Origin of the sequence: Brevibacterium picturae (genome assembly GCF_900105045.1) — a bacterium.
Classification (GTDB): domain Bacteria; phylum Actinomycetota; class Actinomycetes; order Actinomycetales; family Brevibacteriaceae; genus Brevibacterium; species Brevibacterium picturae.
The window spans coordinates 2,155,021-2,172,049 of the sequence record NZ_LT629739.1; the positions used below are offsets into that span (position 1 = coordinate 2,155,021).

Annotated in this window: 9 protein-coding genes and 6 pseudogenes; 8 read left to right on the forward strand and 7 right to left on the reverse strand. The window is 57.6% G+C overall.

The genetic code is table 11. From position 1 onward, the window contains the following. Positions 1 to 39: 39 nt before the first annotated feature. Positions 40 to 891: pseudogene (locus BLT92_RS10120) on the reverse strand (ISL3 family transposase); the annotation flags it as partial. A 121-nt stretch (positions 892 to 1,012) separates the two neighbouring features. Here BLT92_RS10120 and BLT92_RS10125 point away from each other — a divergent pair. From BLT92_RS10125 to BLT92_RS10135, 3 genes are read left to right on the forward strand one after another with little or no spacing between them, the layout of a single operon-like run. Continuing rightward, positions 1,013 to 2,230, forward strand: a complete 1,218-nt coding sequence (locus BLT92_RS10125; protein ID WP_092105344.1) for an IS30 family transposase — start codon at positions 1,013 to 1,015, stop codon at positions 2,228 to 2,230. 44 nt (positions 2,231 to 2,274) lie between these two features. Beyond that, positions 2,275 to 3,906, forward strand: coding sequence for an IS21 family transposase (gene istA, locus BLT92_RS10130; RefSeq protein ID WP_231939127.1), 1,632 nt, complete (start codon positions 2,275 to 2,277; stop codon positions 3,904 to 3,906). A 13-nt stretch (positions 3,907 to 3,919) separates the two neighbouring features. Then, positions 3,920 to 4,690 (forward strand): ATP-binding protein, encoded by a 771-nt coding sequence (locus BLT92_RS10135; protein ID WP_092105348.1) that lies wholly within the window; start codon positions 3,920 to 3,922, stop codon positions 4,688 to 4,690. Between the two features lie 102 nt (positions 4,691 to 4,792). Here BLT92_RS10135 and BLT92_RS10140 read toward each other — a convergent pair. The 3 genes and pseudogenes from BLT92_RS10140 to BLT92_RS10150 form a co-directional block, all read right to left on the reverse strand. Continuing rightward, positions 4,793 to 5,226 (reverse strand): annotated as a pseudogene (locus BLT92_RS10140) (ISL3 family transposase); the annotation flags it as partial. A gap of 96 nt (positions 5,227 to 5,322) precedes the next feature. Then, positions 5,323 to 5,913 (reverse strand): enoyl-CoA hydratase-related protein, encoded by a 591-nt coding sequence (locus BLT92_RS10145; RefSeq protein WP_231939128.1) that lies wholly within the window; start codon positions 5,911 to 5,913, stop codon positions 5,323 to 5,325. Beyond that, positions 5,897 to 7,108 (reverse strand): CaiB/BaiF CoA transferase family protein, encoded by a 1,212-nt coding sequence (locus tag BLT92_RS10150; RefSeq protein ID WP_092105350.1) that lies wholly within the window; start codon positions 7,106 to 7,108, stop codon positions 5,897 to 5,899. The genes BLT92_RS10145 and BLT92_RS10150 overlap by 17 nt, the downstream gene beginning before the upstream one ends. Positions 7,109 to 7,151: 43 nt before the next feature. Between BLT92_RS10150 and BLT92_RS10155 the strand changes: the two genes are divergently transcribed. The 4 genes and pseudogenes from BLT92_RS10155 to BLT92_RS20450 all read left to right on the forward strand — a co-directional run. After that, positions 7,152 to 7,985: an enoyl-CoA hydratase-related protein gene (locus BLT92_RS10155; RefSeq protein WP_231939129.1), complete on the forward strand. Its 834-nt coding sequence runs from the start codon at positions 7,152 to 7,154 to the stop codon at positions 7,983 to 7,985. A gap of 490 nt (positions 7,986 to 8,475) precedes the next feature. After that, a complete protein-coding gene (locus BLT92_RS10160; RefSeq protein WP_092105352.1) occupies positions 8,476 to 9,159 on the forward strand; it encodes a GntR family transcriptional regulator in 684 nt (227 codons plus the stop codon). 350 nt (positions 9,160 to 9,509) lie between these two features. Further along, positions 9,510 to 10,811: pseudogene (locus tag BLT92_RS10165) on the forward strand (ISL3-like element ISBli1 family transposase). Positions 10,812 to 11,046: 235 nt separating this feature from the next. Then, positions 11,047 to 11,277, forward strand: a pseudogene (locus BLT92_RS20450) (ISL3 family transposase); the annotation flags it as partial. 6 nt (positions 11,278 to 11,283) lie between these two features. Here the strand turns inward: BLT92_RS20450 and BLT92_RS10175 are convergent. Beyond that, a pseudogene (locus tag BLT92_RS10175) lies at positions 11,284 to 12,563 on the reverse strand (ISL3 family transposase). 111 nt (positions 12,564 to 12,674) lie between these two features. On the opposite strand from BLT92_RS10175, the pseudogene BLT92_RS10180 reads away from it, so the two are divergent. Then, positions 12,675 to 13,733, forward strand: a pseudogene (locus BLT92_RS10180) (ISL3 family transposase); the annotation flags it as partial. Positions 13,734 to 13,830: 97 nt separating this feature from the next. Here the strand turns inward: BLT92_RS10180 and BLT92_RS10185 are convergent. Both BLT92_RS10185 and BLT92_RS10190 read right to left on the reverse strand, forming a co-directional pair. Beyond that, positions 13,831 to 15,210, reverse strand: coding sequence for a copper amine oxidase (locus tag BLT92_RS10185; protein WP_231939130.1), 1,380 nt, complete (start codon positions 15,208 to 15,210; stop codon positions 13,831 to 13,833). A gap of 241 nt (positions 15,211 to 15,451) precedes the next feature. Then, positions 15,452 to 17,029 (reverse strand): choice-of-anchor G family protein, encoded by a 1,578-nt coding sequence (locus tag BLT92_RS10190; protein ID WP_157691415.1) that lies wholly within the window; start codon positions 17,027 to 17,029, stop codon positions 15,452 to 15,454.

The following is a 17,029-nucleotide window of genomic DNA, read 5'->3' on the forward strand; positions in this document are numbered from 1 at the left end:
GGCGAACTTGACACGAGATGTGGGTACTCTTGTGGCTCTTCATAAATAGGGCTGTAGGAGCCTGCCCATTCCTCCGGCATGGAGGAGTGATCGGATGAGATAGTTGCCCCGGTTACGGAATCCCAACGCGATACCCCGCAGATGCTCCAGCCTGCCGTTGATCGCTTCCGTGGGCCCGTTCGACGTTCCCGGATGATCGAAATACGCCAGAATATCGGTACGCCGGCGTTGAAACGTCGTTCGTAGACTCCGCAACTCCTTCAACTCATCCGGGATCGTGTCGGCCAGCTTGTCGATGAGCCCGGCCATGATCGTTTTGCCTTTCTTCGGGCCGGCCGCGTAGGCCTTGATCGTGTCTTGGTAGAACTGCCAACACACCACCAAAGCAGCATGATTATCGGCGACGAAGACCGTGTTGAGTCGGTGTTTCTGCTTCTCAGATAGCAGCCCAACTCGGGTACGGATCGTTTTCCGAATCCCGTACAAGTCATCACCAGACCGGCCCCGACGACCATGAAGCTCGGTCTGGAGGCGTCTCCTTGTCTCATCGAGCTTCGTTCCAACGAGAGCAACAACGTGGAAGGGATCCATGACCGTGACCGCGTCCGGGACTACTTCGGTCGCGGCTTTCTTGTACCCGGCGAAGGCATCCATAGCGACGTGGGCGATCCCGGTCCGGAAATCATCGGGCTGATTGTTGAGCCAATCAGAAAACACGTCGGCCGAACGGCCGGGAACGATGTCGATCAACCGTGCTGGCCTGTTGGTGAGGTCGACGATGACGGTGACCCACCGGTCGAGACCGCGATGGGACCAGCAATGTTCATCGACGCCGATCGTGGTGACCCCATCAAGCCTGGTCGCATCGGCAAGCAGCAACGTCCGGCCGAGTGTTCGGAAGGGCCTTCCGGTAGCGAACGTGTAACGAAGTGGTAGCAGGTATGTTAGAACCCGGTAGCACTCCTTGGGTTCAAGGGTTCGTCGCAACACCTCTGAACGAGAGGTAGCTGCTATGGCCCGCAGCGGGAAACCAACCACGCCCACGAAAGTCAAAGCCTTGTTCTGGGATCAGATCCGGGCTGGACTCAACATCGAAGAAGCCGCCGAAACTATCGGCGCGTCGGCACCGTCATGCCGCGTGTGGTTCCGTCACCGTGGAGGTGTGAAACCACCACGCGGATACGGACACTCCACCCGCTACCTCACCCTCGACGAACGCGAAGACATCGCGATCTACACAGGTCAGGGTCGCGGTGTGCGCGACATCGCCCGACGACTCGGTCGTCACCCGTCGACAATCAGTCGGGAACTGGCCCGCGCACCCCGCGCTCCCGAGGCAGTACGGCCGAGCCGACCGGCATATCGGGCCAGTGTGTCCCAGGCCGATGCCGACCGGAAACGACACCGACACCGGCCCGGGAAACTCGCGACGAATCTTGCTCTACGTCGTGAAGTCCAGGCACGATTAAAGCTCAACCATAGTCCCGAGCAGATCGTTCACCGGTTGTGTGAGGACTTTCCCGAGGATCCGGAGATGCGGGTGTCACACGAAACGATTTACCAGTCTCTCTACGTCCAGGGACGCGGTGGGCTCAAACGCGAACTGGCCACACATCTACGCACCGGCAGGAGCCTGCGCAAACCACACCGGACGAGCGAGGAACGCCGGGGTCGGATCCCGAACATGGTCAACATCTCCCAGCGTCCCAAAAGTGTCGAGGACCGGGCAGTACCGGGCGATTGGGAAGGTGATCTCATCATCGGCACGGTCGAGTCCGGATCCGCGATCGGGACGCTGGTCGAGCGTGCCACCGGGTTCACAATGCTGTTGCATTTGCCGGGTCGACACGGTGCCGAAGAGGTCGCTGACGCGATGATCGCGAAGATGGGAGATCTGCCGGATCAGTTGAAGCGGTCCCTGACCTGGGACCAAGGAAGCGAGCTCAGTGATCATGGGCGTATCAGCGAGGTCACTGGGTTAGATATCTACTTCTGTGACCCTCACTCGCCGTGGCAGAGAGGCACAAACGAGAACACGAATGGTCTGTTGCGGCAGTACTTCCCCAAGAGCACGAACCTGCGTAAATGGGGGCCGGGATACCTCGACAAAGTTGCTGCTGAGCTCAATGGTCGACCACGCAGACGTTTGGGGTGGGCGACACCTGCTGAGGCACTCGATAAGCTGTTGTCTGAACACGGTCAATCACCGGGTGTTGCAACGACAGCTTGAAACCGCCCTCATGCAGGATGACTTTCACCCACGACATTGCAGTCGTGGCAAGTGAAAGGAACCTCCTCATGGCCGACTACCGGCTCATCTTATCCCTGCTCGTCCAGGACTACTCCTACCGCGAAATCGAAGCAATGGCCCATTGCTCCCATCGCGCAATCGCCAAAGCACGCGCTGTCGCTCACACCCGAGATCTATCCACGAAAGCCGAAGTCGAGGCACTGTCCGCTGACGACCTCGACCGGCTCTTCGCTGATGGCCGCAAAACCGTCGACACAGACTTCGTGCCCATCGACGTCGATGCCGTGATCCAAGCACGCATCGGACGGAAGAAACCACCACTGAAAGTGCTGTGGGCCCGCTACCTCAACATCCCAGCACCGACGGCTTCGACGCGTCACTACAGGTACGAACGGTTCTGTCAGATCATCGCCGAACACGTCCGTACCCACGACCTGACCAGCCCCATCGTTCATATCCCCGGCCACACGATGCAAGTCGACTGGGCCGGGACCCCAATGTGGCTGACTGACCCGATCACTCGAACATCGACGAAAGTCTCGATCTTCGTCGCGACTCTGCCCTACTCAGGAATGATCTTCGCCTACGGGTGCCTCGATGAGAAACTGGTTGCCTGGTGCGACGCCCACCGACGCGCATTCGAATACTTCGGCGGCATCGCCCAGGTCATCATCCCCGACAACGCCTCGACCGCATCCAACCAGATCAGCCACTACGACAAGACTCGCGACGTCAACCAGTCCTACGCAGCCTTTCTCGAGCACTACACCACTGCGGCCGTACCGACTCGGGCCTACAAACCCAAAGAGAAGGCCAACGTCGAATCCGGCGTCAAAGTCGTCACGAACTGGGTCATCCACTACCTTGCCGACCGCACATTTGCTGACCTCGATGACCTGGGCGAAGCCATCGCCGAACGCGTCGATTGGGTCAACGATCGAACCCCATTCCGCGGCCAGGCCCGCAGCCGGCGAGACTGGTTCACCCAAGACGAAGCAGCCGACCTCATCGATCTGCCCGACCATCCCTGGCAGGAAGTGACCTGGAAGAAGGCGAAGGTCTCTCGGGACTGGCACATCCAGATCGCCACGATCAAGTACTCCGTGCCCGCCACTCATGCTGGCACGATCGTTGATGTGCGTATCGTCGGCACCCACCTCGACGTACTCGCCGGCGGCGGCGTCATCGCTACCCACCGGCTGGGCGCGAAGAAGCATTCCTACGTCACTGACCCCGACCATGCACCGGCCACGCAAGGAGACACCACAGGGTTGTGGACTCGCGCCTACTTCCTGCGACAGGCGACGAAAGTCGGACCCCACACAGTCGACGCACTGACGAGACTCCTTGATGCCAAGAAGATCGAAGCCCAAGGGTTCCGGGCCTGCATGAACATCCTTGCACTCGGCAAGAGGGGCAACCAGGCCTTACTCGAAGCTGCGTGCACCACCATCACCAGTGATCAGGCACGTCCGATCAGCTACACGGCGATCAAGCACCAGATCACCGCCATCCGCGCACAGGCCAGGCAACGACCATCGACGGCCCCAGACGAACCTGCCCCGACACCCGCCGGTCCCAGAGACACTAGCCGTGCCCACCTGACCGGCGTCGACCAGTTCCGCCTCGACACTCTCACCAGCAACAATAAGTGAAAGGACTGCACCAATGTCAGATCATCACCTCACCACCGACGACATGGCCGTGTTCACGCAGCTACGGATGACGGCGTTCGGCCAGACCATCATCGACATCGCCAACGACTCCTCCTATGACGACTGGACGTTTTCGCACAAGATCCACCACGCTCTCGACATCGAACTCGCGGCCCGCGCCGAACGACGAGTATTCAAACTCCTCAAGGCCTCCCACACTCCGAATCCAGCAGCGTGCGTCGAAGACATCCGCTACCTACCGGGCCGGACTCTGACCAGGGACGTCGTTGACCGGCTCGCTTCGTGCACGTGGGTCGAGAACGCGAGCAACGTAGTCATCCTCGGCAAAACCAGCGTCGGCAAGTCCTATCTGGCCCAAGCACTGGTCAACGCCGCCTGCCGGAAGGACTACACCGTCGGCTACTGGCGGCTTGATGATCTGGGCAACCGGTTAGCCGTCTACCAGCCCTCGGATCCCGGAGGGCTGAAATTTCTCGATAGTCTCCGGGCCTGTGATGTCCTCGTCCTCGACGATTTCCTCACGACACCGATCACCATGGCCACGACCAGCAAGCTCCTGAACATCCTCGCCAGCCGAGAAGGACGAGGAGCAACCATCGTGACTTCGCAGTTCGACCCCGAGGACTGGTACAAGTCCCTCCACGACGCCGTGATCGCCGAGTCCATCCTCAGCCGGCTGGTCTCCGTTAGCGAGATCGTGCAACTCGATGGTCCGAACATGCGCCGAGAGACCCACGAACCGTTGGTACCCGACCTCTCGTGAACCACCGCCGCGGGTGCGGGAAGCCGACAGTGACCGCTACCGGATTCCCGCACCCGTGCTACCAGTTGTCTCCACGCGCGCTACCGAAAGCTGCTTCTATACACCGAGATCAAGCACTGCCGAACAGACTGTGTTCCACGACGTCGCGAGGTTCTTCGCGATGGCGTGGATGCTCATCTTGTCGACTACGACGGATTTCAAAGCCCACAGACGTGCGGGCCGAGAAAGCTTCGAGCGGCCCACCACGCCTTCGACGGTGACTGCGACCACCGGCGATCGCAGCTGAGGCACGCGTACGTGCGGATGCGGATGGCCAAGGTCACGGCTGTCAGCCCGATCGGGGGATGGACGAGCCGGCGGATCCGTGTGGATCGGACTCGACCCGGCGCCTGGCATTCGGGACAGTCGGCGTTGCCGTCGGTGATCAGGCACAACACGGTCAAGTGCCTACTTGTGTGGTGTTGGCCGATCGCGGTGAGTCCGAGCTCATCCAGGCGGAGTGTGGTGTCGAGGCAGGGCGGGGTAAAGTTGTGCATCAGGGACCTTGGGTCGTGATGGAGTCTTGAACACCTACATCATTGCACCCAGGGTCCCGTTGTCGTTCGAGGTTGCCTCAGCTCTTGAACACCGCCCTATTTATGAAGAGCCTCTAAAGCTTGAGCGCGTCCAACTATTCGCGGCAACACCCAAGCGCCCCCATCACCCGGCACAAGACCCAACTGGACAAACGATGCAGCGAACCACGCTCCTTCAGCCGCAACCCGAAGATCACACATTAGTGCTAGATCCATGCCCGCACCGACGGCGGGACCATTTACCGCAGCAACGAATGGCACAGTTGTCTTTGACAGCGCGATAGGAACGCGTTGGATCCCATCACGATATCCTCTGGCGATATCATCAACATCTCCCGAAAACATGCCAGTCTTATCGCGCATCTCCTTTATATTCCCACCAGCTGAGAATACTGAACCCGCGCCCGTAAGCACTACGCATTTGACCTCGTTGTCACGACTGACTCTGTCCACATTGTCGACTATTGCATCGACCATAGTCGAGTCAGATACTTGATTGCCTTCCTTGGGATCATTTAGCGTCCATAATTCAATGCCGTCACCACACTCTTCAACAGCCAACGAACATTCAACAGAATCCATGTTCATCACTCGTCCCGTTTCACCTTTATTTGATTGGCTAGCATATTTGTCAACACGCTTCTCCATCCGAAAACGAATCAGTAGCGCGTCCCTGCAACCAGGCAAGTATTGAATTCTCGTCCTGATTCAATGCAGGTGGAGCTAAATCGTAAGTAGCAGGAGTCCTGGACAGACCAATTGGATTACTCACTAGGTCAATCTCGCCAGTAGCGTCATTCAACCGCGTTACGGGTTCAAGGCCAAGCTTGGACGCATATTCAAACCCCCCGCGGAGGTCATTAATTGGTGCGCACGGGCATCCGGCCGCGCTCAATTTCCGGTACCAGTGGTCAGCGCTACTAGAAGACAGGGCATCGATAAGCAATGGACGCAACTGCTCTCGGTTCGCCGTTCTGAGATACGTGTGGGCGAACCTCTCGTCATCGACCCACTCGTCTCGGCCAAGCACTCGGGCCAAAATCTTAAATTGTCCGTCGGTCCCACATGCGATCACTAACTCGCCATCTCCAGTTGGAATCGGGCCGTATGGGTACAGGCTGGGGTGATCATTTCCGGTGCGGCCTGGCACTGTATCCCCTGGAACGAAGGCCGCTGCCTGGTTTGCCATTCCTGACAGCGCCGACGATAAAAGATTCGTGGTGACACGTTGACCGTAACCGGTGTCTCGCCTGTGGTTGATTGCAGAAAGAATCCCGATGGCCATATGGAGCCCGGTAATTACGTCAAACAACGGAATACCAGCTCGAACCGGCGCCCCTTCTGGATCGCCAGTGACGCTCATAAAACCGGAGGCAGCTTGCACTAAGATATCGTACCCGGGAAGTCTGTTGCCTTGACCAAATCCAGTCAACGAAGCATAGACCAGCCCTCGATTATCCTGAGCGAGAGAATCGTAATCCAAACCGAATTTATCCAAAGTACCTGGACGAAAATTTTCAACAAAAACATCTGCATTCGATGCGATCTTTTTTGCCGTAGTTAAATCTTCAGGGTCGTTCAGGTCTAACGAGATACTACTCTTATTACGGTTGCACGAGAGGTAATAGGTTGACACACCACGGTGGTTTGGGGGGTAAAAGTTCCTCGTATCATCGCCGTTTTTGCTTTCCACTTTCACTACTGTGGCACCAAGATCTGCCAGCAACATAGTTGCATACGGTGCCGCAAGCACCCTGCTGAAGTCGGCAATTATAATGCCATCGAGCGATCCGCCTTGTGTGCGCGAGAAATCATTCAAAGCTTGGCCGCCTGGTTCAATCATCTTCCATCTCCTTCATTGGAGTTCTGACTCTTGCAGTGTCCGGTTGCACGATCCGGTGATTTTATATATTATACATGGATGGACCTTAGACTTCAATCACTACGGAACGGGGAACGACGTGACCGACTTAAGAGCGTCAAAACACGATGATGTAACGACTCTGGAACTCAATAGACCAGAGCGCCTAAATGCATTAACTGCTGAACTCTTGGAAGACCTCATAGCTGCACTAGACAGGGCAGAGAAGGAATCGCGCGCGATCGTGATTACTGGCGCTACGCCAGCGTTCTGCTCAGGAGCAGACCTTAGTTCCGCAAAAGCTGGTAGCAGTGGAATTGACCTAAAACGGGTCACCGATCTAATGAACCAACTTTACAATCTAAATATTCCGACAATCGCGGCAGTCGGTGGTGCAGCTGCTGGCTTCGGATGCTCCCTGGCGTTAGCTTGCGACTATTCCGTTGTGAGTAGTAAGGCGTTCTTCATGTTAGCGTTCACACGAGTTGGACTAATGCCCGATAGCGGCGCAACAGCTCTCGTAACCGCCTCGATCGGTCGTCACCGTGCGATGAAGATGGCACTCACGGGGGAACGAATCTACGGTGAAGAAGCAGTCGCTATAGGTCTAGCCTCAGAAGTTGCTGCAGATCAAGACCACTTGCGAACTGCTCAATTGCGTGCAGGTCAATTTGCCCAAGGCGCAACATTGGCTCTGGAGCGCACCAAACACGCCATCAACGCAACTTCAATCCCAAAGCTAGATGATGCCCTTGAGCGCGAGAGCCAGGGTCAATCTTTTCTACATTCGACAAATGATTATATTGAGGGGGTCTCAGCATTTTCCGAAAAGCGGAAGCCGGTTTTTAGTGGAAATTGAGTTCATCATGCAATCCGCTCAGAGAGAGATGGCGATATTTCGTTAATTCATTTCAGCTGGAACAATCGGAAGCTCACCATACACTTCACGAATCTTTTCACATAGTCCGGCCTATAATTCGTCAATCAATGCCCCCGCCTATCTGTCAGAACGGTTAACTCAATTCGGACCGCTTATGCACTGAATATTAAGTGTATTTGTCCGGCCATTCGCTAAAACGGTACATTGTCGCTATGCTGACAAAGTGACGGTGAGATCGAATCCAGAGCCAAAGTTTCTGGAGGTACCTTCTTATCAGCAGGTAGTCTTTCACCGCTGCGTGCCAGTCGGCCAGCTCACGGATTTGTCAAACAAGGAACGCCCGAAGCGTTGTTCCCCCTCTCAAGAAATGAGTTCAAGGTGCACACAGGACCGCGTCCATTGTCGCGGATGTAAGTAGTCGAGTAAAATATACTGCATTTGCACAGCTAATCTACAAGGAACTCAGGTTATGCCTACCCTCTCGGACCCATCGCTTGGGCGCACCCAGCTTCGAAGCGAAGTAGCATCTCATCTACGTACTGCAATATTCTCAGGTCAGTTCAAACCTGGAGAGTTTCTGCGGCTCAGCCCGATAGCTCATCAACTCGGCGTGAGCATCACGCCGGTCCGAGAAGCCATGCTGACCCTGGCCTCGGAAGGATATGTGGTGCAAGAACCAAGGCGGGGTTTTGCAGTTGCCAATTTGACCCGGGGGGACCTAAATGATCAATTTTATGTGCAAGGGATGATCGGGGGCGAGCTGTGTTCCCGGGCGTCCGCCAACTTGACAGACGAAACGATAGAGGCGCTCAGCCAAAACATTGAGGAAACCAAGAACGTCATACACCAGAAGCATTCTGTGCAACTGAAACTATTAATTAATGAATTTCATAGAATAATCAATCTTTCCGCGAACTCTCCACGCCTCACCAAGATCCTTGGTGGAATAGCTAGCCAGAACCCGACAGAGTTTTTAGCGCAGATTGAGGGGCAAGCAGACGCCAGCTATCGCGAACATATAGAGATATATGATGCTCTTGTTGAAGGAAATACTGAAAAATCTCGCGACTTGATGTTCGATCATATTTCACATATAGGCGGATTTGTTATTGATGCACTTTCGCAGAAGGGGTTCTGGAGACATATCGACTAGCATTTTGTGTAGCCACAGCTCTGAGCGACGCGCGGCCTTACTACCTTGTGTGATGTTAGGTTTTATGTAGTGCTTAGTGAAGACACATGTCGAATGCACATTTCAGGACAAAATTGCTATTCTCAGCATATGATTCACACGCCCTCAAATTCCGGCTGGCGAATTTTTCACCTGAGATTGTCAACCAACTTAGGCAGATACCAGTGATCATGCGGCTGCCACCCAAAGTGGCTCTTCGCAAACGAGAGTGTAGACCGATGAATTTCAAACAGAGCGAGTCGCTACCCGGATAGACGTCGAGGTCTTCCGATGATGGAAGTTCTCACACTGCCCATCCGAAAGACCTCGACGTGGACAACCCTATATTCTCGACGCCTGACCTCACGACATTCGTCCGCCTCGACACCCTTGACCTGACATGCATCGGCCAACACATCACCGCCCACAAAGCGGTGCTGAAATGCCGACCGAATACGGCCGATGATTGGTGCCGCCGGTGTGGCGGTCACGGCGATATCCGCGACACTGGTCTGCGGCGGCTGGCACATGAACCCTTCGGCCACAGGCCAACGACACTGCATATTCGCCTGCGTCGCTACAAGTGCATCGAATGCGGCCACGTGTGGCGCCAGGACACCACGACCGCGGCACCAGCCCGGGCCAAGATCTCTCGAGCCGGACTCGATTGGGCACTGCGTGCCCTCGTTGTTGATCACGACACCATGTCCGTGATCGCGAAGAAGCTCGCGGTGTCCTGGCATACCGCGAATTCCGCGGTTCTGGCCGAAGGACACCGGCTGCTGATCAACGATCCGAATCGATTCGATGGTGTGTCTGTGATCGGCGTCGACGAGCACGTGTGGCGACACACCAGACGCGGGGACAAATATGTCACCGTCATCATTGATCTCACCCCGATCAGCCAGGGAACGGGACCTGCACGCCTTCTCGATATGGTGCCCGGTCGGTCGAAGCAGGTCTTCAAACAATGGTTGGCCTCACGACCGAAAGACTGGCGTGATGGCATTGAGGTCGTTGCGATGGACGGATTCTCCGGGTTCAAAACCGCAGCCGCGGAGGAACTGCCTGATGCGGTGGAAGTCATGGACCCATTCCACGTCGTCAAGCTTGCTGGTGATGCCCTCGATGACGTTCGCCGCCGCGTCCAGTAGGAGACAACTGGACATCGTGGACGAGCGAAGGACCCGTTGTATCGGGCAAGGAGGACGCTGCACACGGGCACAGACCTGCTCACAAGGCGGCAGCAAGAACGGATTGTCAGTCTCTTCGCTGATGCGAACCTCACCGAGGTCGAAGTCACCTGGGCCATCTATCAAGACATCGTGGCTGCTTACCGGGCCGAGGACCGTAGCGAAGGCAAGAAGCTCTTGCAGGCTGTCATCGATGTCTTGTCGGCAGGACTGCCTGCTGGGTTGACGGAGTTGAGGCGGTTGGGAAGAACACTGAAACGACGCGCATCCGACGTGTTGGCATTCTTCACCAGGCCCGGAACGTCGAATGGGCCCACCGAATCGATCAATGGTCGGCTCGAGCACCTTCGAGGATCGGCACTCGGGTTTCGTAACCTGACTCATTACATCGCGAGGTGCCTACTTGAATCCGGTGGTTTCAGACCGGTTCTACACTCTTAATTACGATGAGCCCCCAAAGTTCTGTAGGCTGAAACGTGCTCTAGCTTATAATTGTGGCGATAGATCGATCGAACTTGGAACAGCATTTTTCTCAACGTGCCGCTTTTTGCCTGGATATAAGTGGCTCTTCATAAATAGGGCGGTGCAGAGGACCTTGACCGCGGGGCGAAAGAGTACGGGACCTTGGATGCAATGATGTAGGTATTCAAGACTCCATCACGACCCAAGGCCCCTCGTGTACAACTTTACCCCGCCCTGCCTCGACACCACACTCTCCCTGACTGGTCTCGGGCTCACCGCGATCGGACAACACCACACCGGCAGGCACCTGACTGTGCTGTGCCTGCTCACCAGCCAAGACGATTCCTGCCCAGACTGCCAGCAGCGCGGACTCGTGCGGGCAACGAGGATCCGCAAACTCATCCATCCACCCATCGGGCTGACATCGGTGACGCTGGCTATTCGTGGCTCTTCATAAATAGGGCTGTAGGAGCCTGCCCATTCCTCCGGCATGGAGGAGTGATCGGATGAGATAGTTGCCCCGGTTACGGAATCCCAACGCGATACCCCGCAGATGCTCCAGCCTGCCGTTGATCGCTTCCGTGGGCCCGTTCGACGTTCCCGGATGATCGAAATACGCCAGAATATCGGTACGCCGGCGTTGAAACGTCGTTCGTAGACTCCGCAACTCCTTCAACTCATCCGGGATCGTGTCGGCCAGCTTGTCGATGAGCCCGGCCATGATCGTTTTGCCTTTCTTCGGGCCGGCCGCGTAGGCCTTGATCGTGTCTTGGTAGAACTGCCAACACACCACCAAAGCAGCATGATTATCGGCGACGAAGACCGTGTTGAGTCGGTGTTTCTGCTTCTCAGATAGCAGCCCAACTCGGGTACGGATCGTTTTCCGAATCCCGTACAAGTCATCACCAGACCGGCCCCGACGACCATGAAGCTCGGTCTGGAGGCGTCTCCTTGTCTCATCGAGCTTCGTTCCAACGAGAGCAACAACGTGGAAGGGATCCATGACCGTGACCGCGTCCGGGACTACTTCGGTCGCGGCTTTCTTGTACCCGGCGAAGGCATCCATAGCGACGTGGGCGATCCCGGTCCGGAAATCATCGGGCTGATTGTTGAGCCAATCAGAAAACACGTCGGCCGAACGGCCGGGAACGATGTCGATCAACCGTGCTGGCCTGTTGGTGAGGTCGACGATGACGGTGACCCACCGGTCGAGACCGCGATGGGACCAGCAATGTTCATCGACGCCGATCGTGGTGACCCCATCAAGCCTGGTCGCATCGGCAAGCAGCAACGTCCGGCCGAGATCAAGCACTGCCGAACAGACTGTGTTCCACGACGTCGCGAGGTTCTTCGCGATGGCGTGGATGCTCATCTTGTCGACTACGACGGATTTCAAAGCCCACAGACGTGCGGGCCGAGAAAGCTTCGAGCGGCCCACCACGCCTTCGACGGTGACTGCGACCACCGGCGATCGCAGCTGAGGCACGCGTACGTGCGGATGCGGATGGCCAAGGTCACGGCTGTCAGCCCGATCGGGGGATGGACGAGCCGGCGGATCCGTGTGGATCGGACTCGACCCGGCGCCTGGCATTCGGGACAGTCGGCGTTGCCGTCGGTGATCAGGCACAACACGGTCAAGTGCCTACTTGTGTGGTGTTGGCCGATCGCGGTGAGTCCGAGCTCATCCAGGCGGAGTGTGGTGTCGAGGCAGGGCGGGGTAAAGTTGTGCATCAGGGACCTTGGGTCGTGATGGAGTCTTGAACACCTACATCATTGCACCCAGGGTCCCGTTGTCGTTCGAGGTTGCCTCAGCTCTTGAACACCGCCCTATTTATGAAGAGCCCTATTCGTATCCGCACCTTCACCTGCTCCAGCTGCCACCAACGGTGGTCCCAAACGCCGACGCGGGCCTGTGTGGGCCGGTCGAAGCTGTCCCGTACTGCCCGTTTATGGGCGCTGAAGTCGGTCGTCATCGACAAGATGAGCATCCACGTCATCGCGAAGAACCTTGCCACCTCGTGGAACACCGTCTGTACTGCGGTCCTCGACCTCGGCCGCAAGCTCCTCATCGCCGATGCCTCCCGGCTTGATGGTGTGTCCACGATCGGCGTCGATGAGCACTGCTGGTCCCATCGCGGCGTCGACCGGTGGGTGACTGTCATCGTTGATCTCACGTCCCAGCCGGCACGTTTGCTCGACATCGTCCCCGGCCGCTCGGCTGAGGCCTTCGGCGACTGGCTGCGAAGCCAACCCGATGACTTCCAAAATGGTATCGAGCACGTCGCGATGGATGCCTTCGCCGGCTACAAGAAAGCCGCCACCGACGCCCTGCCGGAAGCCACGACGGTCATGGACCCGTTCCATGTTGTCGCTCTTGTCGGAACGAAACTTGATGAGACCAGGAGGCGGCTGCAGACCGAGATCCATGGACGTCGGGGCCGGACTGGTGATGATCTGTACGGGATTCGAAAAACGATCCGCACCAGGGTTGGGCTCCTGACTGACAAGCAGAAACACCGGCTCAACAGTGTCTTCGCCGCTGACAACCATGCTGCTTTGGTGGTGTGTTGGCAGTTCTACCAAGACACGATCAAGGCCTATGCCGCCTCGCCGAAGAAGGGCAAGGCGGTCATGGCCAAGCTCATCGACACACTGGCATCAACGATCCCGGATGAGCTGAAGGAGCTACGCAGCCTGCGGACGACTTTCCAGCGCAGGCGGGCCGATATTCTGGCGTATTTTGATCATCCGGGAACCTCGAATGGGCCTACTGAGGCGTTGAATGGAAGGCTGGAGCATCTGCGCGGTATCGCGTTGGGGTTCCGCAACCGGAGCAACTACCTCATTCGGTCGTTACTCCATGCCGGTGGAATGGACAGGCTCCTACAGCCCTATTTATGAAGAGCCGCTAATCTCGTTCTTCAAGACGATTTCGACTGGAAAATCATCAGGTCTCTGGCAAGAAGGCGACTTTCTTTGCTTACTAAACGGTAGCTAATCAATCTATCGGTTCCTGATTCCATTCGGAGTCGGGAACGCCATTCACTTCCTCGTGGCCTTCGGGAATATCGAACCGTTGAGCAGTCAGGTCGCGAGGCAGCAATGTGAATCCCTGCCAGTGCATCTCCATGGGCGACTGCTCTTCGTCGCGAGGGACATGATGGAATCCGACCGCGACCCACGAGACCACATCATCGAGTTCCTCATCTTTCCCATCGTCAACGAACTCCGGCACTCCACGACCGCAGTCGCCTCGATTATTCGTGGCATACATTTCGCATTCGTCGAAGTTCGTGAAGCCGACGTCGTACCCTGCCTCTTCTTCGTGGGTATGGGCGTGCTCGACATCGTCGACGAACTCGAAGGAGTCGGATTTTCCGACATCGATCTGGTAGGAGATGGGATGGCCGTCGTCGTTGAGGACATTCGGATTGAGGACCCGCCACCAGCGTCGATCCTTCCACTGGGCAAGCGTGGGGTGCTTGAAGTTCGTGAGCTTTCCGGTCATGACGGGTGACTCCGCACCGGACTCTCCTGTCGGGGTGGCATCGAACTGCTGCGCACTCATTCCGCCTTCTCCACCGAGGCCCCAGCGGATTCTCCAGACGGCGTTGTGCGAGTGATTCGCCGCATGCTCGTGGTCGCCGACGTCCCATCCATGATCCTCATCGGTGTAATCGACTGGGGACAGATCGCCGGTCGCGCCCAGTTGCACATCGATCGATCCATCCGAGCCGAATGTGTACTGAGAGACGTACTCGTACCAGCCAACGCGCGAAACCGTCGAGATTCGCAGGGCGTTCTTACGGTCGGAGGCGGGCGCCACCAGGTCGCTCGAATGGTAGGCGAGACCCGCATCGATGATTTCTGTGCACAGGACGTTCCGTGTTTCCGTATCGCCGTACTCACCATCGCCGATATTGGGAATCTCGGTCGAATGCAGGTCTCCTGCGCAGGCATCGGGCTGCAGTGTCTTCATCTTTCGGCCGCCGAATCCTGCTGCCGTGATGTCGGATGTCAGGCGCTTCCCGGTATCGTACGGGACCTCCAATTGGGAGAGGGAGGCCGTGTCGATGATTCTGATCGGGTCTTTGCCCGGGGGTGTGATGAAGACGTCCGACAGCGAGAGACCGAAATCCGGATGGACTCCCCAGCACATCGTCCAGGTCGCCCCGCTGGACAGCGTCCGCGACAGCTTCTGGGCCGGATCCTTGCAGGTGCTGGCGGCGACAGCCGACGGGTCCGCAGTCTGAGCCTCGGCCGCCGAGGTAGCGGCTGAGGTGTCACCTCGAGTGCATGCCGACACGAAAAGGACGAGGCAGAGCCCCATTGCCGCGATCTCCAACAGGCGCTTCTTCGTGTGGGCGTGTCTTCTCAAAGTTGCTCAGCTCGGCTTTCCCCTGTGTGGTGTTCAGTGCACAGGTCTGCGCGGTGTTCAGTCCACAGATCTGCGTGGTGTTCTGTGCATAGAGAGGTGGTGGCGGCACATGATCTGTGTCGCCACCACCTGTGATCTCATCTCAAGACGAGCGCTCATTCTCGTCTTGTCATCGGCGACCTATCCTGCGTCTTCGTCGACTGCGATGCATGGCATCGTCATCAACAGCGCAGCGATGGCGTCACCAGCCCATGTTCGGCAGAAAGCCGAAGGGGCCGCTCTTCGTGTCGTCACTGTGACGGTCCACTGGACCCTTCGGAGCGTCCTTCGCTGATTCGTCACAGGTATCGGTGCGAACTCCAGCGTTGCCGAAGTTCATCCTTGCTTTGCCGTCTGCAACACCGAGACTCAGCGCGGACACCTTCACTCCGTTGACGGCCTTGGAGCCGTCCGCGGTTGTGCACTCAGTCGTCTCCTGGTGGTTGATCTGCAGGGAGACGAGGTTGTCGGCGATGAGCTTGAGGAATGGGTCGAGCGCCGCGCGGATCGGAACCGTCATCATGTCGGTCTTGATCGTGGTGAACGCATCGTAGAGCAGACCCGATGGATCCGAGAGTGTGTCATAGACCGGGCCCATGACGGTATCCATGGTCTTCATGACGCCGTCGATCGTTGTGCAGGACACAGCGCCCGTGGCGCCCGCGGACTCACACGAGTAGTTGCTCACCTCTCCCGTGAGATCCATGTCCCAGCTCGCGGTGGTCCCGTCGAGAGCGGTGATATCAACGTTGACGTTCGCGCTGCGGAGTGACTCGACCGCTGTGTCCACGGCGACGTCGATGACCTTCTCGATGGCATCGTGGATGCTGCTGGCGATGAACGGGTAGGTCTCATCATCGATCAGCTCGGTGTTCGGATCCTGATTGTTGATGCCCACGGGACGATCGATCACGCCGTCGTCGTTGCCGCCGATGCGGGCGACGTCGACCTCGACCGAGCCCTCACCGAGGTCGATGGTGGCAAGTCCGTCATCAGTGGTGATCGGCTCACGCAGGATCGCATCAAGCACATCGTCCTGGATGGTGCTCGTGACGGTGGTGTCGACCGTCATGCCTGGCAGTGCCTTTCCGAGGCCGAGTGCATCATTGACTGCGTCAGTCACCTCGTCCTCCATCTGACCAGCGGCATCCGACACGCCGTCGCCGGCATCTTCGATTGCTGGAGAGTGCAGCTCGAGCTTTGCGTCGCCGACGCGGTACTGGCCGTACTTGCCGACACCGTCCGGATCCTGGAACTCGCCGTCGACCGCTTCGACCCAGGACCCGCCGAGTCCGAAGTTCAGATCTGCCTGGTCGATGAGGCCCTCGGTGACATCAGATTTGCCGGTGGCCGCCACCAGAGACAGAAGGTCGACCTTTGCCGTGCCGAATTCGCTGTCCTTCCCATCGAGCGTGAGACCACCATCGGCACCGACGATTCCGGTGACGGCCTTGCCGTTCTTCGCATCTGTCGCGGTCGATTCGCTGTGGATCGCGCCACCTTCCCCGAAGCTGAGGAACTCGTCGAGTGGGATCTCGTAGCCCGCACCGAAATCGACGACTTCGTCGCCGCCGACGGCGCCGTTGAAGGCCTCACGATTCGGACCCGGATCTGACTCGGACCCTGCCTTGGACTGGGCCAACGCGACAAGTTCCTTCGAGTCGAGAGTCATGCCCGCGACATTGGCTCCAGCTGCTGTCGGCTCGTCGTCGTAGGCATCAAGTCCCTGTGCCGATACGGCGGTAGAAGCCAGCAGAGTCCCTGCGACTCCGATGGCCAT

What these genes read in the sequence shown, in the direction of transcription:
- BLT92_RS10125 (WP_092105344.1), top strand. Translation starts at nt 1,013, where the DNA reads ATGGCCCGCAGCGGGAAACCAACCACGCCCACGAAAGTCAAAGCCTTG.
- BLT92_RS10135 (WP_092105348.1), top strand. Translation starts at nt 3,920, where the DNA reads ATGTCAGATCATCACCTCACCACCGACGACATGGCCGTGTTCACGCAG.
- BLT92_RS10145 (WP_231939128.1), bottom strand. Translation starts at nt 5,913, where the DNA reads ATGGAGAAGCGTGTTGACAAATATGCTAGCCAATCAAATAAAGGTGAA.
- BLT92_RS10150 (WP_092105350.1), bottom strand. Translation starts at nt 7,108, where the DNA reads ATGATTGAACCAGGCGGCCAAGCTTTGAATGATTTCTCGCGCACACAA.
- BLT92_RS10160 (WP_092105352.1), top strand. Translation starts at nt 8,476, where the DNA reads ATGCCTACCCTCTCGGACCCATCGCTTGGGCGCACCCAGCTTCGAAGC.
- BLT92_RS10190 (WP_157691415.1), bottom strand. Translation starts at nt 17,029, where the DNA reads ATGGCCATCGGAGTCGCAGGGACTCTGCTGGCTTCTACCGCCGTATCG.